Source organism: Sphingomonas sp. UYAg733 (assembly GCF_054057355.1).
This window is the reverse complement of record NZ_JBSRZE010000010.1, coordinates 43595-64561: the sequence shown is the minus strand read 5'-3', so window position 1 is coordinate 64561 and position 20967 is coordinate 43595. Positions and strand designations below refer to the sequence as shown.

Below are 20967 nucleotides of genomic sequence, written 5' to 3'. Positions count from 1 at the left end.
TTCAGGGGCGGGTAATTCAGGGGCGGGCGAGCAGGCCGAGCCCGACCAGATCGGTTCGCAACGTCGTCGAGTCGGTGAACAGCAAGCCGGTCATTCCGACATTCTGTGCGCCGACGATATTTTCTTCGCGATCATCGACGAACACCGCCTGTTCGGGCCGCAAGCCGAATCGTTTCAGCGCAAGGACGTAGATCGCCGCATCGGGCTTGGTAAGTTTCTCGTCGCCCGACACGACGATATCGCGGAATCGATCGAAGGTCGCGGCTTCGCGATCGCGGAACGGCGGCCAGAACTCGCCCGAGAAATTGGTGATCGCGAACAGCGGCACGCTCGCCGCATCGAGCTCCTCGACCAGTGCCTGCATGCCCGGCAGCATGCCCGGCACCTGATCGTTGAAGCGCGGCCCCCATAGCGCGATCATTTCGGCATATTGGGGATATTGCGCGCTCAGTTCGGCGGACGTTTCCGCAAAAGGGCGCCCTGCGTCATGCTGGAAATGCCATTCCTTGGTCGCGACATCGCGCAGGAACGCATCGAGCGCCCGATCATCCTTGATCAGGCGCCCGTAAAGGACCCGCGGATCCCAGTCATAAAGGACGTTACCGACGTCGAAGACGACGGCAATCGACCCGCTCAACAATCAGCCCTGGCGGGCCTTGAAGCGGCGATTCGTCTTGTTGATGACGTAGGTCCGACCGCGACGACGGATCACGCGGTTGTCGCGATGGCGGTCCTTGAGGGACTTCAGAGAATTACGGATCTTCATGGTCGAAACTTCTTCGATTCTGGTGGTGCCGGAAAGACGTGAGCGCCTATAGTCGGCTGCCGCCCAAGTCAAGGCGAACCGGCCATGCGAGCGTCGGGAACCGGCAAGGGGAGGTGAAGCGTTACACCCGTGCAACAATATTGTCGAAAGAGATAGCAGATGAAGAACGCGGCATACGGAATGGCGATCGCGCTCGCGGCGGTGTCGCTCGGCGGTTGCGCCACGACCACGACGAGCGGTCCGGTCGAGGTTACGCGTTTCCATCTCGGCGCCCCACTCGAACGCGGCACGCTGACGGTCGAGCCGCTGGCCGGCGGCGGCGCCCCCAGCCTCGAATTCAAGACCTATGCCGCAGCGGTCGAGACCGAACTGATCAAGGCCGGCTATACCACCAGCGCGACCAGCACCACGGCGCAATATCTCGCGTTGGTCGGCTTTTCGCGTACCTCGCAGGACATCGAACCGCGGCGGTCGCCGGTTTCGATCGGCCTTGGCGGCGGCGTCGGTGGCGGTGGTTATCGCGGCGGCGGTGTCGGCGTCGGTGGCGGCATTTCCTTCCCGATCGGCAAGGCCAGGGCACGCGAAGTCATCCTGTCCGAACTCTCGGTACAGATCCGCCGGCGCAGCGATGGCACGGTGATCTGGGAAGGCCGCGCCCAGACCGGCGCCGATTCGCGCGCGGCCGATGCCCAGGCTAGTGCCGCAGCGGGGAAATTGGCCAATGCGCTGTTCCGGGGCTTTCCCGGAGAATCGGGCCGCACTATTACGGTCAAATGAGCTCGAACCAGAACAGCATCGCCATCGACGCCGCCTTTGACGGCGGCAACATCAAGGTCGTCGCCATTGACGGAGACCGGATCGACCTGGAGATCGTGCATGATCACCAGTCCGATTTCTACCAATGGTTCTATTTCCGCGTTGCCGGTGCCAGGGGTCGCAAGCTCAACTTGCGTATCCTGAACGCCGGCGATTCGGCCTATCCGATGGGCTGGCCCGATTATAAGGCGCGCGTCTCGACCGACCACGAGACCTGGCGCCAGACCGCGACGCGTTATGCCGATGGCGTACTCGAATTCGACTGGACCGGCGAGACCGACCTGGCCTGGTTCGCCTATTTCGCGCCCTATACGATGGAACGGCATGACGCGCTGATCGCGCGCATCGCGCTTCGGTCCGGCGTCTCGCACCGCCAGCTCGGCACCACGATCGATGGCCGGGCGATCGATTGCCTGACCATTGGGCGCGGCCCCAAGCAGGCATGGCTCTATGCCCGGCAGCATCCTGGCGAATCGATGGCCGAATGGTGGATCGAGGGCGCGCTGGAACGACTCACCGACGCGACCGATCCGGTAACTGCCGCGCTGCTCGCCAAGGCGACCTTTCATGTCGTGCCCAACATGAACCCCGACGGGACTTTCCGCGGCCATCTACGCACCAATGCGGTGGGCGTGAACCTCAACCGCGAATGGCACGAGCCATCGCTCGAACGCAGCCCCGAAGTGCTGTGCGTGCGCGACGCGATGGACGCCAGCGGTGTCGATTTCGCGATGGACGTGCATGGCGACGAAGCGATCGCCGCCAACTTCATCGCCGGGTTCGAGGGTATCCCGTCCTGGACCGACGAACTGGGCGGGAAATTCTACGATTTCGGCCGCCGTCTCGCGGCCAACACGCCCGACTTCCAGACCGAACTCGGTTACGGCAAGGCCGCACCGGGCCGCGCCAATCTGACCATGTCGACCAATCAGGTCGCCGAACGATTCGGCGCGCTCGGCATGACGCTGGAGATGCCGTTCAAGGATCACGATGCCAACGCCGACGCCGAATTCGGCTGGTCGGCCGAGCGCAGCAAGACGCTCGCACATTCGTGCCTCGAAGTGTTGGCTGAGGTGATCGACACGCTTTGACCCATTGACGCCGTCATGCTGAACTTGTTTCAGCAACCATGCGCGGTCATCAGACCCTCGGGCGACGTCCATTTGGTCACCGACCGCGCATAAACCCTGAAGCAAGTTCAGGGTGACGTCTGTGAGGAATGCCATGCCCACCCTAGTCCTGATCCGCCACGGCCAGTCGTCGTGGAACCTCGAAAACCGTTTCACCGGCTGGTGGGATGTCGATGTGACCGAAAAGGGCGCGGAAGAAGCGCGCGCGGCGGGGCGGCTGATGGCGGCAAAGGGCCTGGATTTCGACCAGACATTCACCTCGCTGCAGACCCGTGCGATCAAGACGCTCAACCTGGCGCTTGAGGAGATGGGGCGGCTATGGCTGCCGGTCGAGAAAGACTGGCGTCTCAACGAGCGGCATTATGGCGGCCTGACCGGACTGAACAAGGCCGAGACGGCAGCGCTGCACGGCGACGAGCAAGTGCATATCTGGCGCCGCAGTTTCGACATCCCGCCGCCGGTGCTCGAAGCGGGCAGCGAATATGATTTGTCGCAGGATCGTCGTTATGCCGGCATCGCCATCCCCTCGACCGAGAGCCTGAAGGACACGATCGCGCGCGTCCTGCCCTATTGGGACGGCCGTATCGCGCCCGCGCTGAAAGACGGGCAGCGCGTGCTGATCTCCGCCCATGGCAATTCACTGCGCGCGCTGGTCAAGCATCTGTCGAACATTCCCGACGAGGAAATCACCTCGCTCGAAATCCCGACCGGTCAGCCGATCGTCTATGAACTGGACGCCGATCTGAACGCGACCGACCGTTATTATCTCAGCGAGCGGTAGCGCTCGTTGCCGGTCGACACTTCCCCGGCAAAGGCCGGGCCCAGTTGAGAAACAGGGGGCCAGTTGAGAAACAGACGGTAACCGCCGCAACGACAAGTTACTTCTGCCATACCGACTGGATCCCGGCCTTCGCCGCGGAAGCGCTCGCATTTGATACAATCACAACCGACCGATCCGGAGTTGCGGCCTTCGCTGCACGGTTGCTCTCCTCCCGTCTCGCCGCTAGTCAGTCCCCTCCTTGGGACGGGGCACGGACATGGCGGACACGCCACTCATCGGCATCATCATGGGCAGCACTTCCGATTGGGAGACGATGCGCCATGCCGCCGACATCCTGACCCAACTCGGCGTGCCGCATGAAACGAAAGTCGTTTCCGCGCACCGCACGCCACAACGGCTCTATGACTATGCCACCAGCGCCGCCGAGCGCGGCCTGCAGGTTATCATCGCCGGCGCGGGCGGCGCGGCGCATCTGCCCGGCATGACGGCATCGATGACGCATCTGCCGGTGCTCGGCGTGCCGGTCGAAAGCGCCGCGCTGAAAGGCATGGATAGCCTGTACTCGATCGTGCAGATGCCCGGCGGCATCCCGGTCGGCACGCTGGCGATCGGCAAGGCCGGCGCGATCAATGCGGGCCTGCTCGCAGCATCGATCCTCGCGCTCGGCGATCCCGGCTTGAGCGAGCGGCTCCAGGCGTGGCGCGCGGCGCAGACCGATGGCGTGGCGACCGACCCGGCATGACGGTCCTGCCACCCGGTTCCACCATCGGCATCCTTGGCGGCGGTCAGCTCGGCCGCATGCTCGCGGTCGCCGCGGCGCAGCTCGGCTACCACACTCGCGTACTCGCGCCGGATGCCGAAAGCGTCGCGGCGCAGACCGCGTCAAGCTTCACCCGCGCCGATTATCATAGCCGCATCGTGCTCGACGAATTCGCCGCCGCCTGCGACGTGGTGACCTATGAGTTCGAGAATATCGCGCTCGAACCGGTCGAATATCTCGCCGGCAAGATACCGGTCCACCCCGCGCCCGCCGCGCTCGGCATCGCGCAGGATCGCGCGACCGAAAAGGCGTTCGTCGAAAAGATCGGTGGCCGCACCGCGCCCTGGGCGGCGGTCGCGACGCTCGACGAATTGACCGCGGCGATCGGCACGATCGGCTGCCCGGCGATCCTCAAGACCTTGCGGCTCGGTTATGATGGCAAGGGCCAGGTGCGGATCGCCTCACCGAGCGAGTCCGAAGCCGCATGGCAGGCGATCGGCAAACGGCCCGCGATCCTCGAAGGCTTTGTCGCCTTTTCCCATGAATTCTCGATCCTGCTCGCGCGCGGAACCGATGGATCGTCGGTCAGCTATCCCCCGCCTTGGAACGAACACAAGGACGGTGTGCTGGCGCGCTCGACGCTGCCGGCGCCGGCCGAAATCGCTGCGCAATGGGATGAGGCGGCGGCGCTTGCCGGCCGCATCGCCGACACGCTCGGTTATGCCGGCATCCTCGCTTGTGAATTCTTCGCTGGCGCGGACGGCCCGGTGTTCAACGAAATGGCACCGCGTGTGCATAATTCGGGGCACTGGACGATCGAAGGCGCCAATTGCTCGCAGTTCGAGAACCATATCCGCGCGATTTGCGGCCTGCCGCTCGGCGACACCTGCCTGACTGCGCCGAAGATCACGATGGAGAATCTGATCGGCCACGACGCCGATCGCTGGGCCGCGATCCTCGCCGAGCCCGGCGCGCACCTACATCTTTATGGCAAGGAGACCCGCCCCGGCCGCAAGATGGGCCATGTCACGCGGCTCTCGCGCGGCTAGTAATACTGGCTGGGTGTCGTCCGCCCAAAAAATGCCTGTCGAAGCCCCCGTACCTCAAGCGACCGGCAGCTTTTATGGCTGCTGCCCTTCGACAAGCTCAGGGCGGACGGAAGGGTGGCGTGGTAACGAAAAAGCCCGCCACCTTTGGGTAGCGGGCCTCTTCATCTCGCAATCGCGAAAGCCAATCAGGCCGCGCGTGCTCCCGTCAGCGGGAAGCTGCCGAACGCACCCGCGCCGACATTGCCGGTGATCGTATCGCCATCGACCGTAGCGGTGCAGTCGAGCGTCATCGGCATCGGCACGACAATGCTCATCTTCCAGCTGATCGTGTTGCCATCGACAGTGCCATCGGTGATCTCGACCGAACCCATCGCGCCGGTGTTGCTGCCGGTCCAGCTATTGCCGTCGCTCTTCACGACCAGCGTGGCTTTTTGATCGCCCAGCGGCGACTTCACAACGGTATCCCAGGTGCCATCGACATCGGCCATTACGTCTCTCCCTCAACTCGGAACTGTTGGTATCGGATCACTTCGCGCCCGCAATGGACGCGGCGGGCACCACCTCAACCGGCAGCCCGAGGCTGTCAAGCTGGGGCCGGACCGTCTTGGCATCGCCGACCACCACCCAGATGAAGGTCTTGGGGTCGATTGCCGCGCGTGCCGCAGCGTCAAGTTCACCCTGCGTCATCGCGCGATATTTTTGCGTGATGGTCGCGTAATAATCGTCGGGACGCTTGTAGAGGTCGTTGGTCTGCATCGCACCTAGCACATCGTTCGACGTTTCGAAGCTGCCCGCCAGTTCGCGAGTCTTGCCGATGATCGTGCGATCAAACTCGGCCTTGGTCAGCCCCTTGGTGGTCAGGAAATCGCCGACCTGCTGCCGGATTGCGGCGATCGACGCGCCGGTCTTGTCGGCCTGGACCGGAGCCGAGACGATATAGGGCGCGGCGTTCTGCGCACGGCTGAAATTGCCCGACGCACCATAGGTCCAATGCTTGTCCTCGCGCAGGTCCATATTGATCCGCGACAGGAAACTGCCACCGAGCGCGTCGTTGGCGGTCATCACGGACAGCAGGTCCGCAGTGCCCTTGAGCCCGTTGGGCGCGGCGCCGAGGATCAGCGACTGGGGTGAATCGGGGCGGTCGATCAGTAGGATCTTGGGCGCCGACGGTGTTGAGGTTGCGCCGAAATCCTTGACGCCGGCTGTGCCGATTCCCTTCCAGCTGCCGAAGCGCTGGTCGAATGCCGCCGTCACTTCGGCCAGCGGCCGATCGCTGACGACGAAGATCTTGGCCTTTTCGGGACGCAGCCAGGCATGCTGGAACGCGACCAGGTCGTCACGCGTCAGCGCCGCGACCGCAACCGGATCGCCGCGTCCGGCCGACTTCGCATAAGGCGAGGCCGGTCCATAAACGAGCTTGGGCAGCGCACGGCCGGCCAGACCACCGGGGTTGGTCAGCTCCGAGGCGATTCCCGCAAGCTGCTGGTTCTTCAGCCGCGCCACCTCGGCCGGCGCGAACGCCGGGTTGAGCGTCACATCGGCGAACAGGTCGAGCGCGGGGCCCAGATTGGCGCTCGGCGTCGACAGCGAGAGGAAAGTCTGATCGAGGCTCGCGCCCGTGCCGATCTCCGCACCGAGCCGCTCGCGCGCTTCGGCGATCGCGATCGAATCCTTGGTCGTCGTGCCCTCGTCGAGCATGCCCAGGGTGAGCTGTTGCGTGCCGAGCTTAGTCGCCGGATCGGCCGCAACACCGGCATCGAAGCTGATCACCGCACGCGTGATCGGCACCGCGTCGCGCTGCGCATAGATAAGTTCGATGCCGTTCTTGAGCCTGGTACGCTCGACCTTGGGGAAATCGAGATCGGCGATCGTGCCGACCGCCGGCATCTCGCCGCGCGTACCCTTGAACGCCGCAGGCTCGGCGACTTCGGCCACTTCCGCAGGTGCCTTGGCCTCGTCATAGGCGGCACGCGCGCCGGGCTCGATGGTCAGTGCATAGACCGGACGCGACAGCCACTTCGCCGTTACCGCCTTCACATTGGCCGGAGTCTCGGCCGCGAGCGTCGCGAGCTGTTTCTTGTAGAAGCCGGGATCGTTCGAATAGAGCGCGCCCTGCGCCAGCGCGACGGCCTTGCCGCCAAACCCGCCGACCGATTCCAGCCCCTCGATACGGTCGCTCACTTCGCCGGTGGCGACGCGCTGCACCTCGTCGGCAGTCGGGCCGTTCTTGATGAAGTCGGCTATGATCTCGTCGAGCCGCTTGGCGACCAGCGCCGGATCGACCCCGGGACGGACATCGGCGCTGACTTCGAAGGTGCCGATCTGGGCGAAAGTCTGGTTGCCCGCCGACACACCGACCGCGAGTTTTTCCTTACGCACCAGCGCGTTGTCGAGCCGCGAGCTGGCGAGGCCGCCGAGCACGCCGGCGGCGACATCGAGCGCTGTCGCGTCATCGCTGTCGAGGCCGGGCACGACCCAGGTGCGCGTGATCCGCGTCGTCGCGACGCGGTCTTTCATCACCTCGGACTTGGGTGCGGGGAGTGTCGGCACGGGCGCGGCCGGGCGCACCGTCTTCGGCCCGGCCGGAATCGCGCCGAAATATTTCTCGACCAGCGGTTTGGCGGTCGCGACATCGACGTCGCCGGCAATGACCAGGATCGAATTGTTCGGGCCATAATGACCGCGGAACCAGTTCTTCACATCCTCCAGACTGGCGGCATCGAGATCGGCCATCGATCCGATCGTGTCATGGCCGTAGGGATGCTCGGGCGGAAACAGCGCCAACGTCTTGGCATAGTCGACCAGGCCATAGGGCTGATTGTCGCCCTGACGCTTCTCGTTCTGCACCACGCCGCGCTGCACATCGAGCACGCGCTGAGTCACCGCACCGAGCAGATAGCCCATCCGGTCGCTTTCGAGAAACAGCGCCCGTTCCAGCGCAGGGGTCGGCACTGTCTCGAAATAATTGGTCCGATCGTACCAGGTGGTGCCGTTATAGTCGGTCGCGCCGACCTGCTTCAGCGGTTCGAAGAAATCGCCCGGCGCGTTCTCACTGCCGTTGAACATCAGATGCTCGAACAGATGCGCGAAGCCGGTCTTGCCCTTGGGCTCATGTTTCGACCCGACATCATACCAGGCCGACACCGCGACGACCGGCGCCTTGCGGTCGGTATGGACGATGACGCGCAACCCGTTCTTGAGCGTGAATTCCTCGTACGGAATATCGACTTGCTTGACGAGCTCGGCGACCGGCGCGGGTTTCGCGGCCTGAACTGCGGGTGCGGCGGCAGGCGCGGCAAGAGCGGGGCTGGTGAGCGCGAACAGCGCCACGCCGGAGAGCGCGAGAATCCTGGGGGACATTATCGGGGAGGTTCCTTGGTTTGCGACCATTGTGTCACACTATATCACCGGGATAAGACCATGCAATCCAAGCGGTTCGATCAACTCAACCATAATGGACATGCCGCGACAATCAGGGGCGATAGACCCGCTCGACATGGCCGCGCAGCGAGGCGGGCGCGAAACGCACCGGTTTCAGCTTGTGCGCCACGAACAGCGGTGCCTGATCGGCATAATGCGGCGATGCCGGGCGCGTCGTCGCCGCGCCGAACGGCTGGATCGACTGCGACTTGACGCGGCCCTGCTTGTCCCATTCCATGAACATGATGAAGCTGTCGCCATGCTTCACCGAGAGTCGTCCGTCGGGATCCTCATCCCATAGCGCAGCGGCGCGCAGCACGTCGGGCCCGCCGTCGAGCGGCAGATCGACCTTGCCCTGGCGCAACCGCAGCACCGTGCCGAGCGGCGGATCCAGCCGCCCGAAATGGTCCTGCAGATAGGCGGCCGCCTTGCCCAGTTCCTCACGCGGATCGGCCTCCGGGCGGCGCTGATAATGCCATTTATTGCCTGCACGCAGCAGCAAGGCAGCGATTGAGTCGCCGGCTCCCTTGCCGTCGTAATTCCAGTCCCATTTCGCGAGCACCGCTTTCGCCGCCGCGATTTGCCCGTCGCCCCTGGCGTCGACCGCCATGATATCGGCGAACCATTTCGCTGCCCAGCCGACCCGGCTGACCGCCGTGTCGTATTTGATTTGCTCCAGATCGGCCCGACTGATCGACCCGTCCGCACCTATCAGTTCAAGCGCGCGAGTGCCGCGATTGGTCGTGTCGGTCTCGATCCCGAGCAGCGGCGAATAATCGGCGGCGCGCATTTCCGACCCCGCGCCGGCGGCTTGATAAGGCGTGTTGTTGGCGTTGATCAGGAAGCCCGATGCCGGGTTCACGTTGCGCGGCACATTGGCGAACGGCACGGTTCCGGTCGCGAGATCGCGCGCGATATCGCCCGGCAGCATTTTTGCATAATCGAAACCGGGCTTCCGGTTGGGAAAGCTCGCATTGTAGAAATAGGCGATGTTGCCGGCGGCATCGCCATAGAGGAAATTGGTCGCCGGCACGCCCTGGATCGCCAGCGCCTTTTGCCATTCGGCGAAGTTGCGCGCGCGGGTCAGGCGGTAATATTCCTCGATCATGCGCATCTGGTCCGCGCCGCCATAGCGGATTGCGAAGATGCCGTTCTGGTTGGCGATCGCCGGACCATGGACGCTGCGCAGCACCGTCTTCGGCACCGGCAGGACGAATGGCCCCATTTTCACATGCAACCAGACGCGCGTGCGCTTGAGCGGCAACCATTTCCCGTCGAAGCGGTAATGCGTGCCGTCGCCATCGAGCACCAGTTTATAGACGTCGGTCAGGTCGGGGCGATTGACCGTGTTGGTCCAGCCCAGCGTTTCGTTATGCCCGAGCACCGGGAAGGGCACACCGGGGAAGGTCGCACCGGCAAAGTTCCAGCCAGTGCCCGAATGCACGACCAGCTCGTACCAGGCGACCGGCCCGCGCCACGGCTGATGCGAATTGGACACGACCCGGGTGAAACCATCGGCCGAGCGCTTCGGCGCGACGACAAAGGCGTTCGATCCGTTCTGATTGCCCTCGCCCCTGGCGTCGGTACCGGCCGGCAGCGCGGCGGGATCGGGCGCATCGGGCGTGGCGCCGGCGCTTTCCACCGGCAGCGGTGTCTCACCGACCAGTGCGCCGAGTGTCTGGTCGAGCCCGAAGAAGAAAGGCGAGCGCAGTACGAAACCGGTCGCGATATCCTCACCATTGGCAGGGAAGAGATTGGTCAGCCTGACTTCGCCCGGATGCCGCTCCGCATATTTGTTCAGCCCGCTGGCATAGGCATCGAGCAGCGCGCGCACATCGGCCGGCTGTTTCATATAATCGCGGTGCGCGGTGGCGCGCGCGCCGAGCAAGGCGAGCGCATAATCGGTTTGCGCGCCGGCAGCGCCGGTCATCGCGCCGAGCCGCCCGCGCGTCATCGCTACCGCCTCCTGCAGGGTCGAAAAATCATCCTCGGCATGGGCATAGGCGACACCGTAAGCGACATCCGGGTCGGTCTTGCCAAATATGTGCGGCACACCGAAATTGTCGCGCGCGATGACGCTGTCATATTCATGGTCCGGCGGCGGCGCGGCGCGCTCGGCCAGCAACGGCTCCCAGACGGCAAGGCCGATCGCGACCAGCACGAGCAATGCGAACAGGCCGATCGCCCCGGTCTTCACAAATCGCCGCATCGCCATCCTCACCGCATTGTTTTGCGGCAAGCCTAACGATGCGGCAAGATCAAGGCGAGCGGCAATAGCGTCTGCCGCCCCGCGGAGTGCGGGGCGGCAGACCGACCCGGGTCAGAAACCCGTTTTGAGCGTCACGAACACCTGGCGCGGCGCGCCTATCAGCAAGGTCTGATTATCGCCGCTGTTGCCGAAGCCGTTCGACCCGATCGTCGCGACATAATCCTTGTCGAGCAGATTGGTGCCGTTCAGTTGCAATTCGACCTGGCGGTCCCCGGCAAGCTTCACCCGGGCACCCAATGTCGCATCGAACAGCACGCGTGCTGGCACGGATCGGTCGTTGCTGTAGGTGAAATAGCGCTTGCTCATATAGTTCGCGCCGAGCCGGCCGAAGAATATCGAACCGTCATAGCTCAACTCGCCCGAAGCGATGTGCCGGGGCGCATCGACCACCGTCTTGTCCTTGACCGACACGCCGCCATACAGGCTGCCATCGGCATTGAAGATGTCGTTGCGATAGGTCGATTTGTTGAAGGCATAGGAGCCGAACGCACCGAACCCGCCGGGCAGCCGAACCTGGCCGGTCGCCTCGACGCCATAGGAACGCACGCCGCCGACATTGCGCAGGACCGCCGGGTTGCCGAGGATCCCCGCACCATTGGCGAAGGCGAGCAAGCGGTTGCGAAAATCGACATAATAGCCGCTGACCGACCCGGTGAAGATACCCGAACGCGCACGCGCACCGAGTTCATAGGTATCCGACGCTTCGGGTTTGAGGTCGCCGAGTCGGTCGAAGCCCGCCTGAGTGGTGGCGAGCGGACCGCTGGTGGCGGCCGCGACGAAGGCGCGGGTCACCTGAGTGAAACCACCGAACACTTCGGCGCGCTCGCCCAGCTTGTAGGTAAAGCCGGCGTGCGGCTGGAACCAGTCGGTGGTCTTGACCTTGCCGGTCGCGAGCGGACCAGCAAGGATTGGCGTCGACGTGCCGCGAACATCATAGCCCTTCCAGCCGAGATTGATCGTCAGATCGCCGATCGCGATCTTGTCCTCGACATAATATTGCACCGTATCGGTCTGGTAACGCAGGTCCCATTGCGTGGCGAACGCGCCGTTCTGGAATTGCAGCGCATTACGGGTCGGCGCTACTCGGCTGTCGAGCCCGTAGAAGCGGCGCGCCTGGCGCAGGTCGTTGCGTTCGTACCAGCCACCAACGGTGAGATCGCCGAATGCGCCGAGATCGCTGCCGAGCGATCCGAACACGCCCTTGCGGTGCATGTTATATTCGGTGGTGCGCACCGAAATCGGCACGCCTGACGGTGAGGGGACATAAGGCGTAAACCAGATGCCCTGCCCGCGATTGTCGTGATAATAGGCTTTGAGCTGGCCATGGACCTTCGCGTCCTTGGTGGTTTCGATACCGAGCGAGGCGACATAATCGTTCCGCAGGCCCGCCGCGTCATAATAGGCGTCGTCGATAGAACGGAATGGCGTCGGAAAAACACTGCCGGCGCTCGGATTTGAAGGGGCAAGCCCTGTGATATCCGACCTGCCGTCGGCTCCTGGCGCGCCGGTATTATTGTTCACCGTATCGATATTGTTCGCAACATCCGCCACCCGGACCGCGAGCGGGAACTGACCGGTGATATTGTCCCAGCGATAACCAAGCCGGCCGATCATCTCTAGCGACATGTCCTGATAATCTTGTTCGCGACGTTCAGAATAGTTGAACGTGCCGACGAGACGAAGGTCCGGCGTGACCGGCGCGATCGCCTTGGCATTGACCTGGTTCTGGCGCTGCGCGCCGCGGCCCTTCCACTTGCCGGTGTCGAGATAGCCGTATGACACATAGGCACTGGGCCCGTCTTCGCCGAGCGTGCCGGTGTCGAGCCGGCCAAAGGCGCGAACCGTGTTCTCGCTGCCATAGGTGCCGTCGAGCGTCAGGCCGAAATCGGGCTTCGGATCGGCCGAGAAGAATTCGATCGTGCCGCCGAGATTGTTGGTCGCCTGCGTTCCGATCGATCCTGATCCCTGCGATACGCGCGTTTCACGGATATTTTCCGAACTGATCGCGCGGCTGATGTGCAGGCCGTTGGTGTTGCCATAGGTGCCGTCGCCGAGCGGAATACCGTCGAGCGTGAAGCCGATCTGATTCTGGTTGAAACCGCGGATCGAGATGCGCTGCGACCATTCATAAGCGCCGAACGGATCGGCCGACTGGAAATTGACGCCGGGCAGCTTCTGGATCGCCTTTAATGGGCTGGTGCCGGGGGTCAGGATCGCGATATCGGCCTGATTCAAGCGCTGCACCTGCCGCGTCTCGCCCTGGCCGATCACGATGATATCGCTCTGGCTGTCAGCGGCTTCCTCGGCGGGCGCGGGGTCAGCCGGAGCGTCGGTCGTGACAGCCGGCGGCGCGACGAGTTCGTCGGTCGTGGCGGCGGTCGCGGCGAGCGGCCAGCTGAGGGCGGCGCCAGCGAGCAGGCAGGCGGTCAAGGCACGCATCATATTTCCCTTCGGCGTTGGTTGCGCGCAATTGCGCGTCACCCGCCGCCTAGGCGTTGTGCGTTGCACAAATGCGCCTTGACGATGACGAATCGGCGCTGATCGCGTGGCGGATTTGAGACGTCATGCTTGACCGACTAGGCTAAGCTTGCAGTGGCAGCGCAAAAGCGGCCGCGGCGAGCTTGTGTGGCATAAGTGCAACACTATATCGCGTGGGCCAGTGGAGATGGGAGCAACATGAACCTCGAAAAATTCACCGACCGCGCCAAGGGTTTCCTGCAATCGGCGCAAACCGTCGCAATCCGCATGAGCCATCAGCGCATCGCGCCCGAACATCTGCTGAAAGCGCTGCTCGAGGATGAGCAAGGCATGGCGGCCGGGTTGATCAACGCGGCGGGCGGCGATGCCAAGCGTGCGGTAACGGAAACCGACCTGGCGCTGTCGAAAATCCCCGCCGTGTCGGGCGGCGGCGCGCAACAGACGCCGGGGCTCGACAACGACGCGGTGCGCGTGCTCGATCAGGCCGAGCAGATCGCCGCCAAATCGGGCGACAGCTTCGTCACGGTCGAACGGCTGCTGGTCGCGCTTGCCCTGTCGCTCAACACCGCGGCGGGCAAGGCGTTGCAGGCGGCCGGCGTTCGTGCCGATGCGCTCAATACCGCGATCAATGCGGTGCGCGGCGGACGCACCGCCGATTCCTCCGGTGCAGAGGATCGTTTCGACGCGCTGAAGAAATTCGCACGCGACCTGACTCAGGCGGCGCGCGACGGCAAGCTCGATCCAGTGATCGGCCGTGACGAGGAAATCCGCCGCACGATCCAGATCCTGGCGCGGCGCACCAAGAACAACCCGGTGCTGATCGGCGAACCCGGCGTCGGCAAGACCGCGATCGCGGAAGGGCTCGCGCTGCGCATCGCCAATGGCGACGTGCCCGACACGCTGAAGGATCGCCGCCTGATGTCGCTCGACATGGGCAGCCTGATCGCCGGTGCCAAATATCGCGGCGAGTTCGAGGAACGGCTGAAAGGCGTGCTCGACGAGGTCAAATCGGCCGAGGGCGACATCGTGCTGTTCATCGACGAGATGCATACGCTGATCGGTGCCGGCAAATCCGAAGGCGCGATGGATGCCTCGAACATGATCAAGCCGGCATTGGCGCGTGGCGAGCTGCACTGCGTCGGCGCGACCACGCTCGATGAATATCGCAAGCATGTCGAAAAGGATCCGGCGCTGCAGCGACGGTTCCAGCCGGTGTTCGTCGGCGAGCCCACGGTCGAGGACACGATCTCGATCCTGCGCGGCCTGAAGGAAAAATACGAACTCCATCACGGCGTGCGTATCACCGATGCGGCGATCGTCGCCTCGGCCACGCTCGGCAACCGCTACATCACCGACCGTTTCCTGCCCGACAAGGCGATCGACCTGATGGACGAGGCGGCGAGCCGCATCCGCATGGAGGTGGAGTCCAAGCCCGAGGAGATCGAGACGCTCGACCGGCGCATCATCCAGCTCAAGATCGAACGCGAGGCGTTGAAGCGCGAGAGCGACGCCGCGTCGCGCGATCGGCTGACGACGCTGGAGGGCGAGCTTGCCAATCTCGAACAGCAGTCGGCCGAACTGACCACGCGCTGGCAGGCGGAGAAGGACAAGATTTCGGCCGAGGCCAAGGTCAAGGAGAAGCTCGACGCCGCGCGACTTGAACTCGACCAGGCACAGCGTGCCGGCGACCTCGCCAAGGCGGGCGAGCTTTCCTATGGCACGATCCCGCAATTGCAGCGCCAGCTCGACGAAGCGGCGGGCGCGACCAAAGGAGCGATGCTGCGCGAGGAAGTGACCGCCGACGACATCGCCGCGGTGGTCAGCCGCTGGACCGGCATCCCGGTCGATCGCATGCTCGAAGGCGAGCGTGCCAAGCTGCTGGGCATGGAGGAAGCGATCGGCAAACGCGTGATCGGCCAGAAACAGGCGGTCCATGCCGTCTCGACCGCGGTGCGCCGCTCACGCGCCGGGCTGCAGGAAGCGAACCGACCGCTTGGCTCGTTCCTGTTCCTGGGGCCGACCGGTGTCGGCAAGACCGAATTGACCAAGGCGCTCGCCGAATTCCTGTTCGACAACCCTTCCGCGATGGTGCGGATCGATATGAGCGAGTTCATGGAGAAGCATGCGGTTGCCCGGCTGATCGGCGCGCCTCCGGGCTATGTTGGCTATGAGGAGGGTGGCGTTCTAACCGAAGCGGTTCGCCGGCGACCCTATCAGGTTATCCTGTTCGACGAGGTCGAGAAGGCGCATGGCGATGTCTTCAACATCCTGCTTCAGGTTTTGGACGATGGCCGGTTGACCGACGGGCAGGGGCGGACGGTGGATTTCTCCAACACGCTGATCATCCTGACCTCGAACCTGGGCAGCCAGTATCTCACCAATCTGGCCGATGGCCAGCCGGTGAGCGATGTCGAGCCGCAAGTGATGGAGATCGTGCGCGGTCATTTCCGCCCCGAATTCCTCAACCGGCTCGATGAGATCATCCTGTTCCATCGGCTGGGGCAAAGCGAGATGGCGCCGATCGTCGACATCCAGGTGTCGCGCATCGGTAAGCTGCTCGCCGATCGCAAGGTCACGCTCGATCTGACCGATGCGGCGCGGGCGTGGCTTGGTCGGGTGGGCTACGATCCGGTCTATGGCGCACGGCCATTGAAGCGAGCGGTGCAGCGTTACCTGCAGGACCCGCTCGCCGACTTGATCTTGCGCGGCGACGTTAAGGATGGCGCCACTGTCAAGGTCGATGAGGGCGACGGCAAGCTGGAACTAGCTGTGGCTTGATCGGCGCAGAGCAAGACGGCCGCCATACGACAGAGAAAAAAAGGGCGGCTTCTTTCGAAGCCGCCCCGGTTTTTGCTTATCGACTAAGGATCAGAACTTGACCTTCGCGCCAACCCGGAACGAACGACCGATGATGCCTGAGTTCGCCCATGCCGGGTTGTACTGATACCCGCCATAAGTGGTCGCATCCAGCGGTGCTTTGGCCCCGAAGAGGTTCAATACATTGACGTAGAAAGTGAAGTTGTCGTTCACATTGTAGCTTGCCGACATATCGACGTTGACGAAGTGCTTTACGTCGCACTGCACGGGCGTGACCCCGTCATTATAGGTGTGCGAGTTGGCGTCGCTGCTGCTGTCCACGATGCCATCTCCCCCCGGGTTCGCAGCCGTCACGTCCGAGTCGAACAGTGCCGGTACGCCGCAGATAAACGACGAGCCCGCGCCCGAACTATCTTCAGCAGTCGTGCTGTAGCCTTGCGTGTAATATGCCGTCGCCGAGATACTAGCTGCGCCGAAGTCCAGCGTGTTCTGCCAGTTACCGCGCCACTGCGGCGTGCCGGAGCCGGAAGTAATCTGGAAGTTACCCAGCGTACCCGCATAACTCTGGGTTCCACCACCGCCCGGGAACGACTGCTTATAGTCGATCACATAGGTAGCATCGACCGAGCTGGTGAAGCGGATGCCTTCACCGAGTGGGACCCGTGCTGTCGCAGTGAAGTCAAGGCCCGAGGTCTTCTGGGTAGGACCGTTGACATAGGAGTAAAGCACGAACGCGGCACGTGGCTGGGCGTTGGGATTAACTGCAACGTCGGGCAGGCTAGGAACGTCTGCGATAACTTGGAACCCGGCCGGGATCGGCTGATTAGCATAATATGCCGCCAGCGCCGGGGTGTAATCGTCGCCGGTGATCACGTTCGTTTTCTTGATGTTATAATAATCGGCGGTAACCGTGAGCCACTTGACCGGCTCGAGAATGACACCCGCGGTGATGTTACGCGATTTTTCCGGCTTGAGACCTGGCGCGCCGGCCTGACTGAGGCCGAGGCTGTAACCATTGCAATAGGTAGCGTCGCCAATCGGATTCTGGGTACGGCAAGAAGCAGGAGCATTGGTGGTTATGAAGCCCGTGGTAGGAGACGAGCCGGTTTCCGCGAAACTAGGAATACGGAAACCACGCGAATAGGTCCCGCGAATGGCAATCTGCGGGATCGGTGTGAATTTCGCGGCAAATTTCGGCGAGAAATTGTCGTCACCAGTCGAGTATTTGTCGTAACGCCCCGAGACATTAAGTTCGAGCTGATCGACAACCGGAGCACCGATTTCGAAATAGGCCGATTTCACGTTGCGCGACCCCTGCGAACTGAAACCATTGACGCGGATATACTGTTGCGTCGGCTGATTGAGCACGCCGGGGTTGAGTGAAGGCGCGTTGACCTTTTCTTCGCGATAGGATGCGCCGACCGCGACCTGCAGCGGACCACCCGGAAGTTCGAACAGCGCCTTAGAGATGCTGCCCTGGATTTGATAAAGTTCCGAAGTGGCCTTCTTGTCGATCAGGGGCGCGATGAAGTCACGCACGGCCTGACTGTTCTGTTCCGGATTAACCCAATTGTACGAGCCGTCATTTACCGCATCCAGGAAGTTCTGGACATAAATGCGGCCACCAAGCTTGCGCTGCAGATCGACACGCATGCCGGTCGCATCGACAGCGAAGTTCCAGCCTTCACCGAAGCTTCCGCTGACACCGATCGCACCGCGATACGCCTGGTTGAACGTTTCGTTGGTTTCCTGAATGTCCGACAAACGCCCGATGATTGCCGCGCGCTGGCCGACGGTAGCGAACGGGTTGTTCGGGTTGAGCGCACCGTTACCGGCGGTGCAGGCAACGGTCGTACCACGCGGGCAGATATACACCGGAAGCGTGATGAGCTGGCCGAACAAACCACCTGCGCCTTGAGTCAGAGGCGTGCTGGCCGTGGTGTATCGCTGCAGAAGCGGACCCGGCGTGGTCGTGCCGCGATAAATCGCCTGCAGGCCGGTGTACTTAACCCGGCTTTGCTCATAGTTGAAGATGCCATAGGCTTCAATATTGTCACCCAGCTTCACAGTGCCGCGAATGGAGCCGCCGATGCGCTCGATCTCAGGCGCGATCACACTATAACGATTGACGAAGTCTTCCTGGCAAACGACGCCATTGGCAGGAGCTGTTGCGCCACCGTTACCCAAATTGTTAGTCAACTGGTTGCCAGTAAGCGTGATCGCATTGAGTGGACCGCATCCTCCCCCTGGATTGGTTAGCTGCTGATAACGAGTGCCTCCGATGGCGGCCCCAGTCAGCGCATTTGCGGGTCGGGCATAGTTGATCAGCGTCCCGGTCGACTGGCCGGCGAAGCGAGCTACACCATCGCCATACTGCGCGCCATTCTGTAGGCCATTGCCAACGTTGTTTGCATCGCAGGTAAGAGCATTGAAATATGCTGAACGCTCGCTTTGCGGTAAAATGCTGGTCGCGCAACGGCTACTCAGGTTGCTCGAATTATATGGAGCGCCGCGCTGGTTGTTATAGAGGATGTCGCTGTGGACGTAATGACCACTAGCGTAAATGTTGAAGCCTTTTTCGTCGAGATCGCCGAAACCTGCTGTCGCCTCAAGACGTTGGTTAGCCGCGTCGCCTTGTTCGGAAATGCCAGCCTCGACGCGCGCCGAGAACCCGACAAACTGCTTCTTGGTGATGATGTTGATGACGCCCGCGACAGCATCGGCGCCGTAGGTCGACGATGCACCGTCCTTCAGAACTTCGACGCGGTCAACGATCGCGTCAGGGATCGTGTTAAGATCGACGAAGTTACGCGAACCATCGTCGGCGAGAGGATAATATGCTGCGCGCAGGCCGTCGAACAGGACCAACGTCGACGACGTGGTAAGGCCGCGCAGCGATGCCGCTGATGCGCCACCGGCGAACGCGCCGTTAGCCGAGAACGAGTTCATCAACGTGCCGCCATTGTTAGCGGACAGCGTCTGCAGAGCTTCCTGAACGGTGTTGACGCCGCGCTTGTCAAGATCGTCCGACGTCAGCACCGTGACAGGCGACGGGGTCTCGGTGTTGGTGCGGCGCAGTATCGAACCTGTGACGACAATGTCCTGGCCGGTATCTTCCTGAGCTGCCTCAGCGGCAGGTGCCGCCGGTGCGGCGTCCTGAGCGAACGCAGGTTGAGCGGCGAGAATCAGTGCGAACGGAGCCGCTGCTCCGAGCAAACGCACCTTGCGCCCGAAATTGAATGAATTGGTCACGAATATACCCCTCGCTTGTCCCCGCCAGCACGCATTTGCGGTCTGTCGAGTGATGGCCGCATTCCTGTCGATCGCACGCAATACGATCGAGAGGAACATAGCCGCGATGGATGGCGGGGCTGTACGTTGCTGTAAAGCTGGCATTCATGTTGCGCTTACGCCTTTCATGCGCGGTGTAGCTAAAATGACACATTCGCGACATGTTGAGCATGTTCGGCACCCCCTGCACGCACGATTATGTTGCCATAATGCTGCACTAGCGAAACGACATTCGCTATCGGGCGGTCGGCATTGGCCCCGCGAGCAATAAGGGGTCGATCCGTGAATCGCGCCATTTGAGACTCCAGTGGAGATGCGGCCCGGTCGCCCGGCCACTCATCCCGACCGCGCCGATCGTCTGGCCGCGCCGCACCCGCTCGCCGACATGGACATCGATCCGCGACAGATGAAGGAACGCCGAATTGAGTTCCATCCCGTGATCGATCATCAGCAGATTGCCTTCCAGCGTGAAAGGATGATCGGCGGCGAGGATGACCACGCCGTCCGCCGGCGCGAGCACCGGCGTTCCGGCCGGCCGGGCGATGTCGGTGCCCGAATGATAGGCGCCCGGCTGTCCCTGATAGACGCGCTGCGACCCGAACATGCCCGAGATACGCCCGGTTGTCGGCCATAGGAACACCTGCCGCCAGCCTTGCGAATCCGACCGCACGCGCCGCGCGGCATTGATCTGCGCAACTTCGGCGGGGCGCAGCCGCTCCATCTCCGGTTGCGGCCGGGGGAATTTGGGCAGGGTATTGAGCCGCTCGATCAACCAGGCGCGCGGCGCGACGACCAGCGCATCGCTGACCTGGCGGCCGTCCTCGAGCGTAGCGACCAGAGTCGCCGAAGGCGGCGCATCGCGATCGAAGGCGATCAGGAAACGGCCATCGCCGCTCACTGGAACAGGCACGCCGTTGAACGTCAACACGCTCGTGCCCGAGGGCGCGATACCGATCACCGCGCCGCCCTGCATACGCGGGCCGCTATAGCTGAAGGTGGCCGGGCCGGGCGTACGGCGCGGTTGCGGGGTGGGTCTGTCGACCCGGACCGATGGCGGCACCGGCTGCACCCCCGGGTGGTCCGGCACTGTGCGGTCCGGCATCGTGGTGCAGCTTCCGAGCAGCATCAGTGCGATGCCCCCCACCGTCCCCCTGACAGTTCGGCGTCGCATGCGCTTCATCTGGGCGGGCTCATCGCTTCGGTCGCAATCTCCGCGCTGGCATAGGCTTCCTGCGCGGCGACGCTCCAATAGCGCAAATCCTCGAGCGGGATGCGCGCGCCGGACACTGCGCAGACGACATGATCGCCGGTCGTCAGCACGCGAAAGCCGTTCGCCATATAATGAAGGCGCGCGGGGCGGTCACTGTTCGACATCAACATGGCGTATCAT

The 20967-nt window shown here is 63.1% G+C and carries 15 protein-coding genes; 6 read left to right on the top strand and 9 right to left on the bottom strand.

Annotated elements, in window-relative coordinates; translation table 11 throughout:
• Positions 1-16 precede the first annotated feature (16 nt).
• Positions 17-637 carry an HAD family hydrolase gene (locus ACVWZA_RS15905; RefSeq protein ID WP_457312238.1) on the bottom strand — a complete coding sequence of 207 codons (621 nt, stop codon included), beginning with the start codon at positions 635-637 and terminating at the stop codon, positions 17-19.
• 3 nt (positions 638-640) lie between these two features.
• Positions 641-766 (bottom strand): type B 50S ribosomal protein L36, encoded by a 126-nt coding sequence (gene ykgO / locus ACVWZA_RS15900; protein ID WP_003046794.1) that lies wholly within the window; start codon positions 764-766, stop codon positions 641-643.
• A gap of 159 nt (positions 767-925) precedes the next feature.
• On the opposite strand from ykgO, the gene ACVWZA_RS15895 reads away from it, so the two are divergent.
• From ACVWZA_RS15895 to ACVWZA_RS15875, 5 genes are all read left to right on the top strand, one after another.
• Positions 926-1543 carry a DUF4136 domain-containing protein gene (locus ACVWZA_RS15895; protein WP_457312236.1) on the top strand — a complete coding sequence of 206 codons (618 nt, stop codon included), beginning with the start codon at positions 926-928 and terminating at the stop codon, positions 1541-1543.
• Positions 1540-2673, top strand: coding sequence for a M14 family metallopeptidase (locus ACVWZA_RS15890; protein WP_457312235.1), 1134 nt, complete (start codon positions 1540-1542; stop codon positions 2671-2673). Before ACVWZA_RS15895 ends, ACVWZA_RS15890 begins: the two co-directional genes overlap by 4 nt.
• Before the next feature lie 133 nt (positions 2674-2806).
• Positions 2807-3493, top strand: a complete 687-nt coding sequence (gpmA, locus tag ACVWZA_RS15885; protein WP_457312234.1) for a 2,3-diphosphoglycerate-dependent phosphoglycerate mutase — start codon at positions 2807-2809, stop codon at positions 3491-3493.
• A 256-nt stretch (positions 3494-3749) separates the two neighbouring features.
• Positions 3750-4235 carry a 5-(carboxyamino)imidazole ribonucleotide mutase gene (purE, locus tag ACVWZA_RS15880; protein WP_457312233.1) on the top strand — a complete coding sequence of 162 codons (486 nt, stop codon included), beginning with the start codon at positions 3750-3752 and terminating at the stop codon, positions 4233-4235.
• Positions 4232-5302 carry a 5-(carboxyamino)imidazole ribonucleotide synthase gene (locus tag ACVWZA_RS15875; protein WP_457312232.1) on the top strand — a complete coding sequence of 357 codons (1071 nt, stop codon included), beginning with the start codon at positions 4232-4234 and terminating at the stop codon, positions 5300-5302. Before purE ends, ACVWZA_RS15875 begins: the two co-directional genes overlap by 4 nt.
• 185 nt (positions 5303-5487) lie before the next feature.
• Here ACVWZA_RS15875 and ACVWZA_RS15870 read toward each other — a convergent pair whose 3' ends face one another.
• The 4 genes from ACVWZA_RS15870 to ACVWZA_RS15855 form a co-directional block, all read right to left on the bottom strand.
• Positions 5488-5790, bottom strand: coding sequence for a hypothetical protein (locus ACVWZA_RS15870; RefSeq protein WP_183109888.1), 303 nt, complete (start codon positions 5788-5790; stop codon positions 5488-5490).
• A gap of 37 nt (positions 5791-5827) precedes the next feature.
• Positions 5828-8662 carry a M16 family metallopeptidase gene (locus tag ACVWZA_RS15865; protein WP_457312231.1) on the bottom strand — a complete coding sequence of 945 codons (2835 nt, stop codon included), beginning with the start codon at positions 8660-8662 and terminating at the stop codon, positions 5828-5830.
• Between the two features lie 112 nt (positions 8663-8774).
• Entirely contained in the window at positions 8775-10931 is a 2157-nt protein-coding gene (locus tag ACVWZA_RS15860; RefSeq protein WP_457312230.1) for a penicillin acylase family protein, read from the bottom strand.
• A 111-nt stretch (positions 10932-11042) separates the two neighbouring features.
• Complete coding sequence (locus ACVWZA_RS15855) at positions 11043-13430, bottom strand: TonB-dependent receptor domain-containing protein (RefSeq protein ID WP_457312229.1); 2388 nt, start codon at positions 13428-13430, stop codon at positions 11043-11045.
• 237 nt (positions 13431-13667) lie between these two features.
• On the opposite strand from ACVWZA_RS15855, the gene clpB reads away from it, so the two are divergent.
• A complete protein-coding gene (clpB, locus tag ACVWZA_RS15850; protein ID WP_457312228.1) occupies positions 13668-16247 on the top strand; it encodes an ATP-dependent chaperone ClpB in 2580 nt (859 codons plus the stop codon).
• 90 nt (positions 16248-16337) lie between these two features.
• Here clpB and ACVWZA_RS15845 read toward each other — a convergent pair whose 3' ends face one another.
• The 3 genes from ACVWZA_RS15845 to ACVWZA_RS15835 all read right to left on the bottom strand — a co-directional run bounded on the left by ACVWZA_RS15845 (position 16338) and on the right by ACVWZA_RS15835 (position 20957).
• Positions 16338-19538, bottom strand: a complete 3201-nt coding sequence (locus ACVWZA_RS15845; protein ID WP_457312227.1) for a TonB-dependent receptor domain-containing protein — start codon at positions 19536-19538, stop codon at positions 16338-16340.
• Positions 19539-19812: 274 nt separating this feature from the next.
• A complete protein-coding gene (locus tag ACVWZA_RS15840) occupies positions 19813-20748 on the bottom strand; it encodes a M23 family metallopeptidase (RefSeq protein ID WP_457312226.1) in 936 nt (311 codons plus the stop codon).
• A 5-nt stretch (positions 20749-20753) separates the two neighbouring features.
• Positions 20754-20957, bottom strand: a complete 204-nt coding sequence (locus ACVWZA_RS15835) for a DUF2093 domain-containing protein (protein WP_457312225.1) — start codon at positions 20955-20957, stop codon at positions 20754-20756.
• Positions 20958-20967 lie beyond the last annotated feature (10 nt).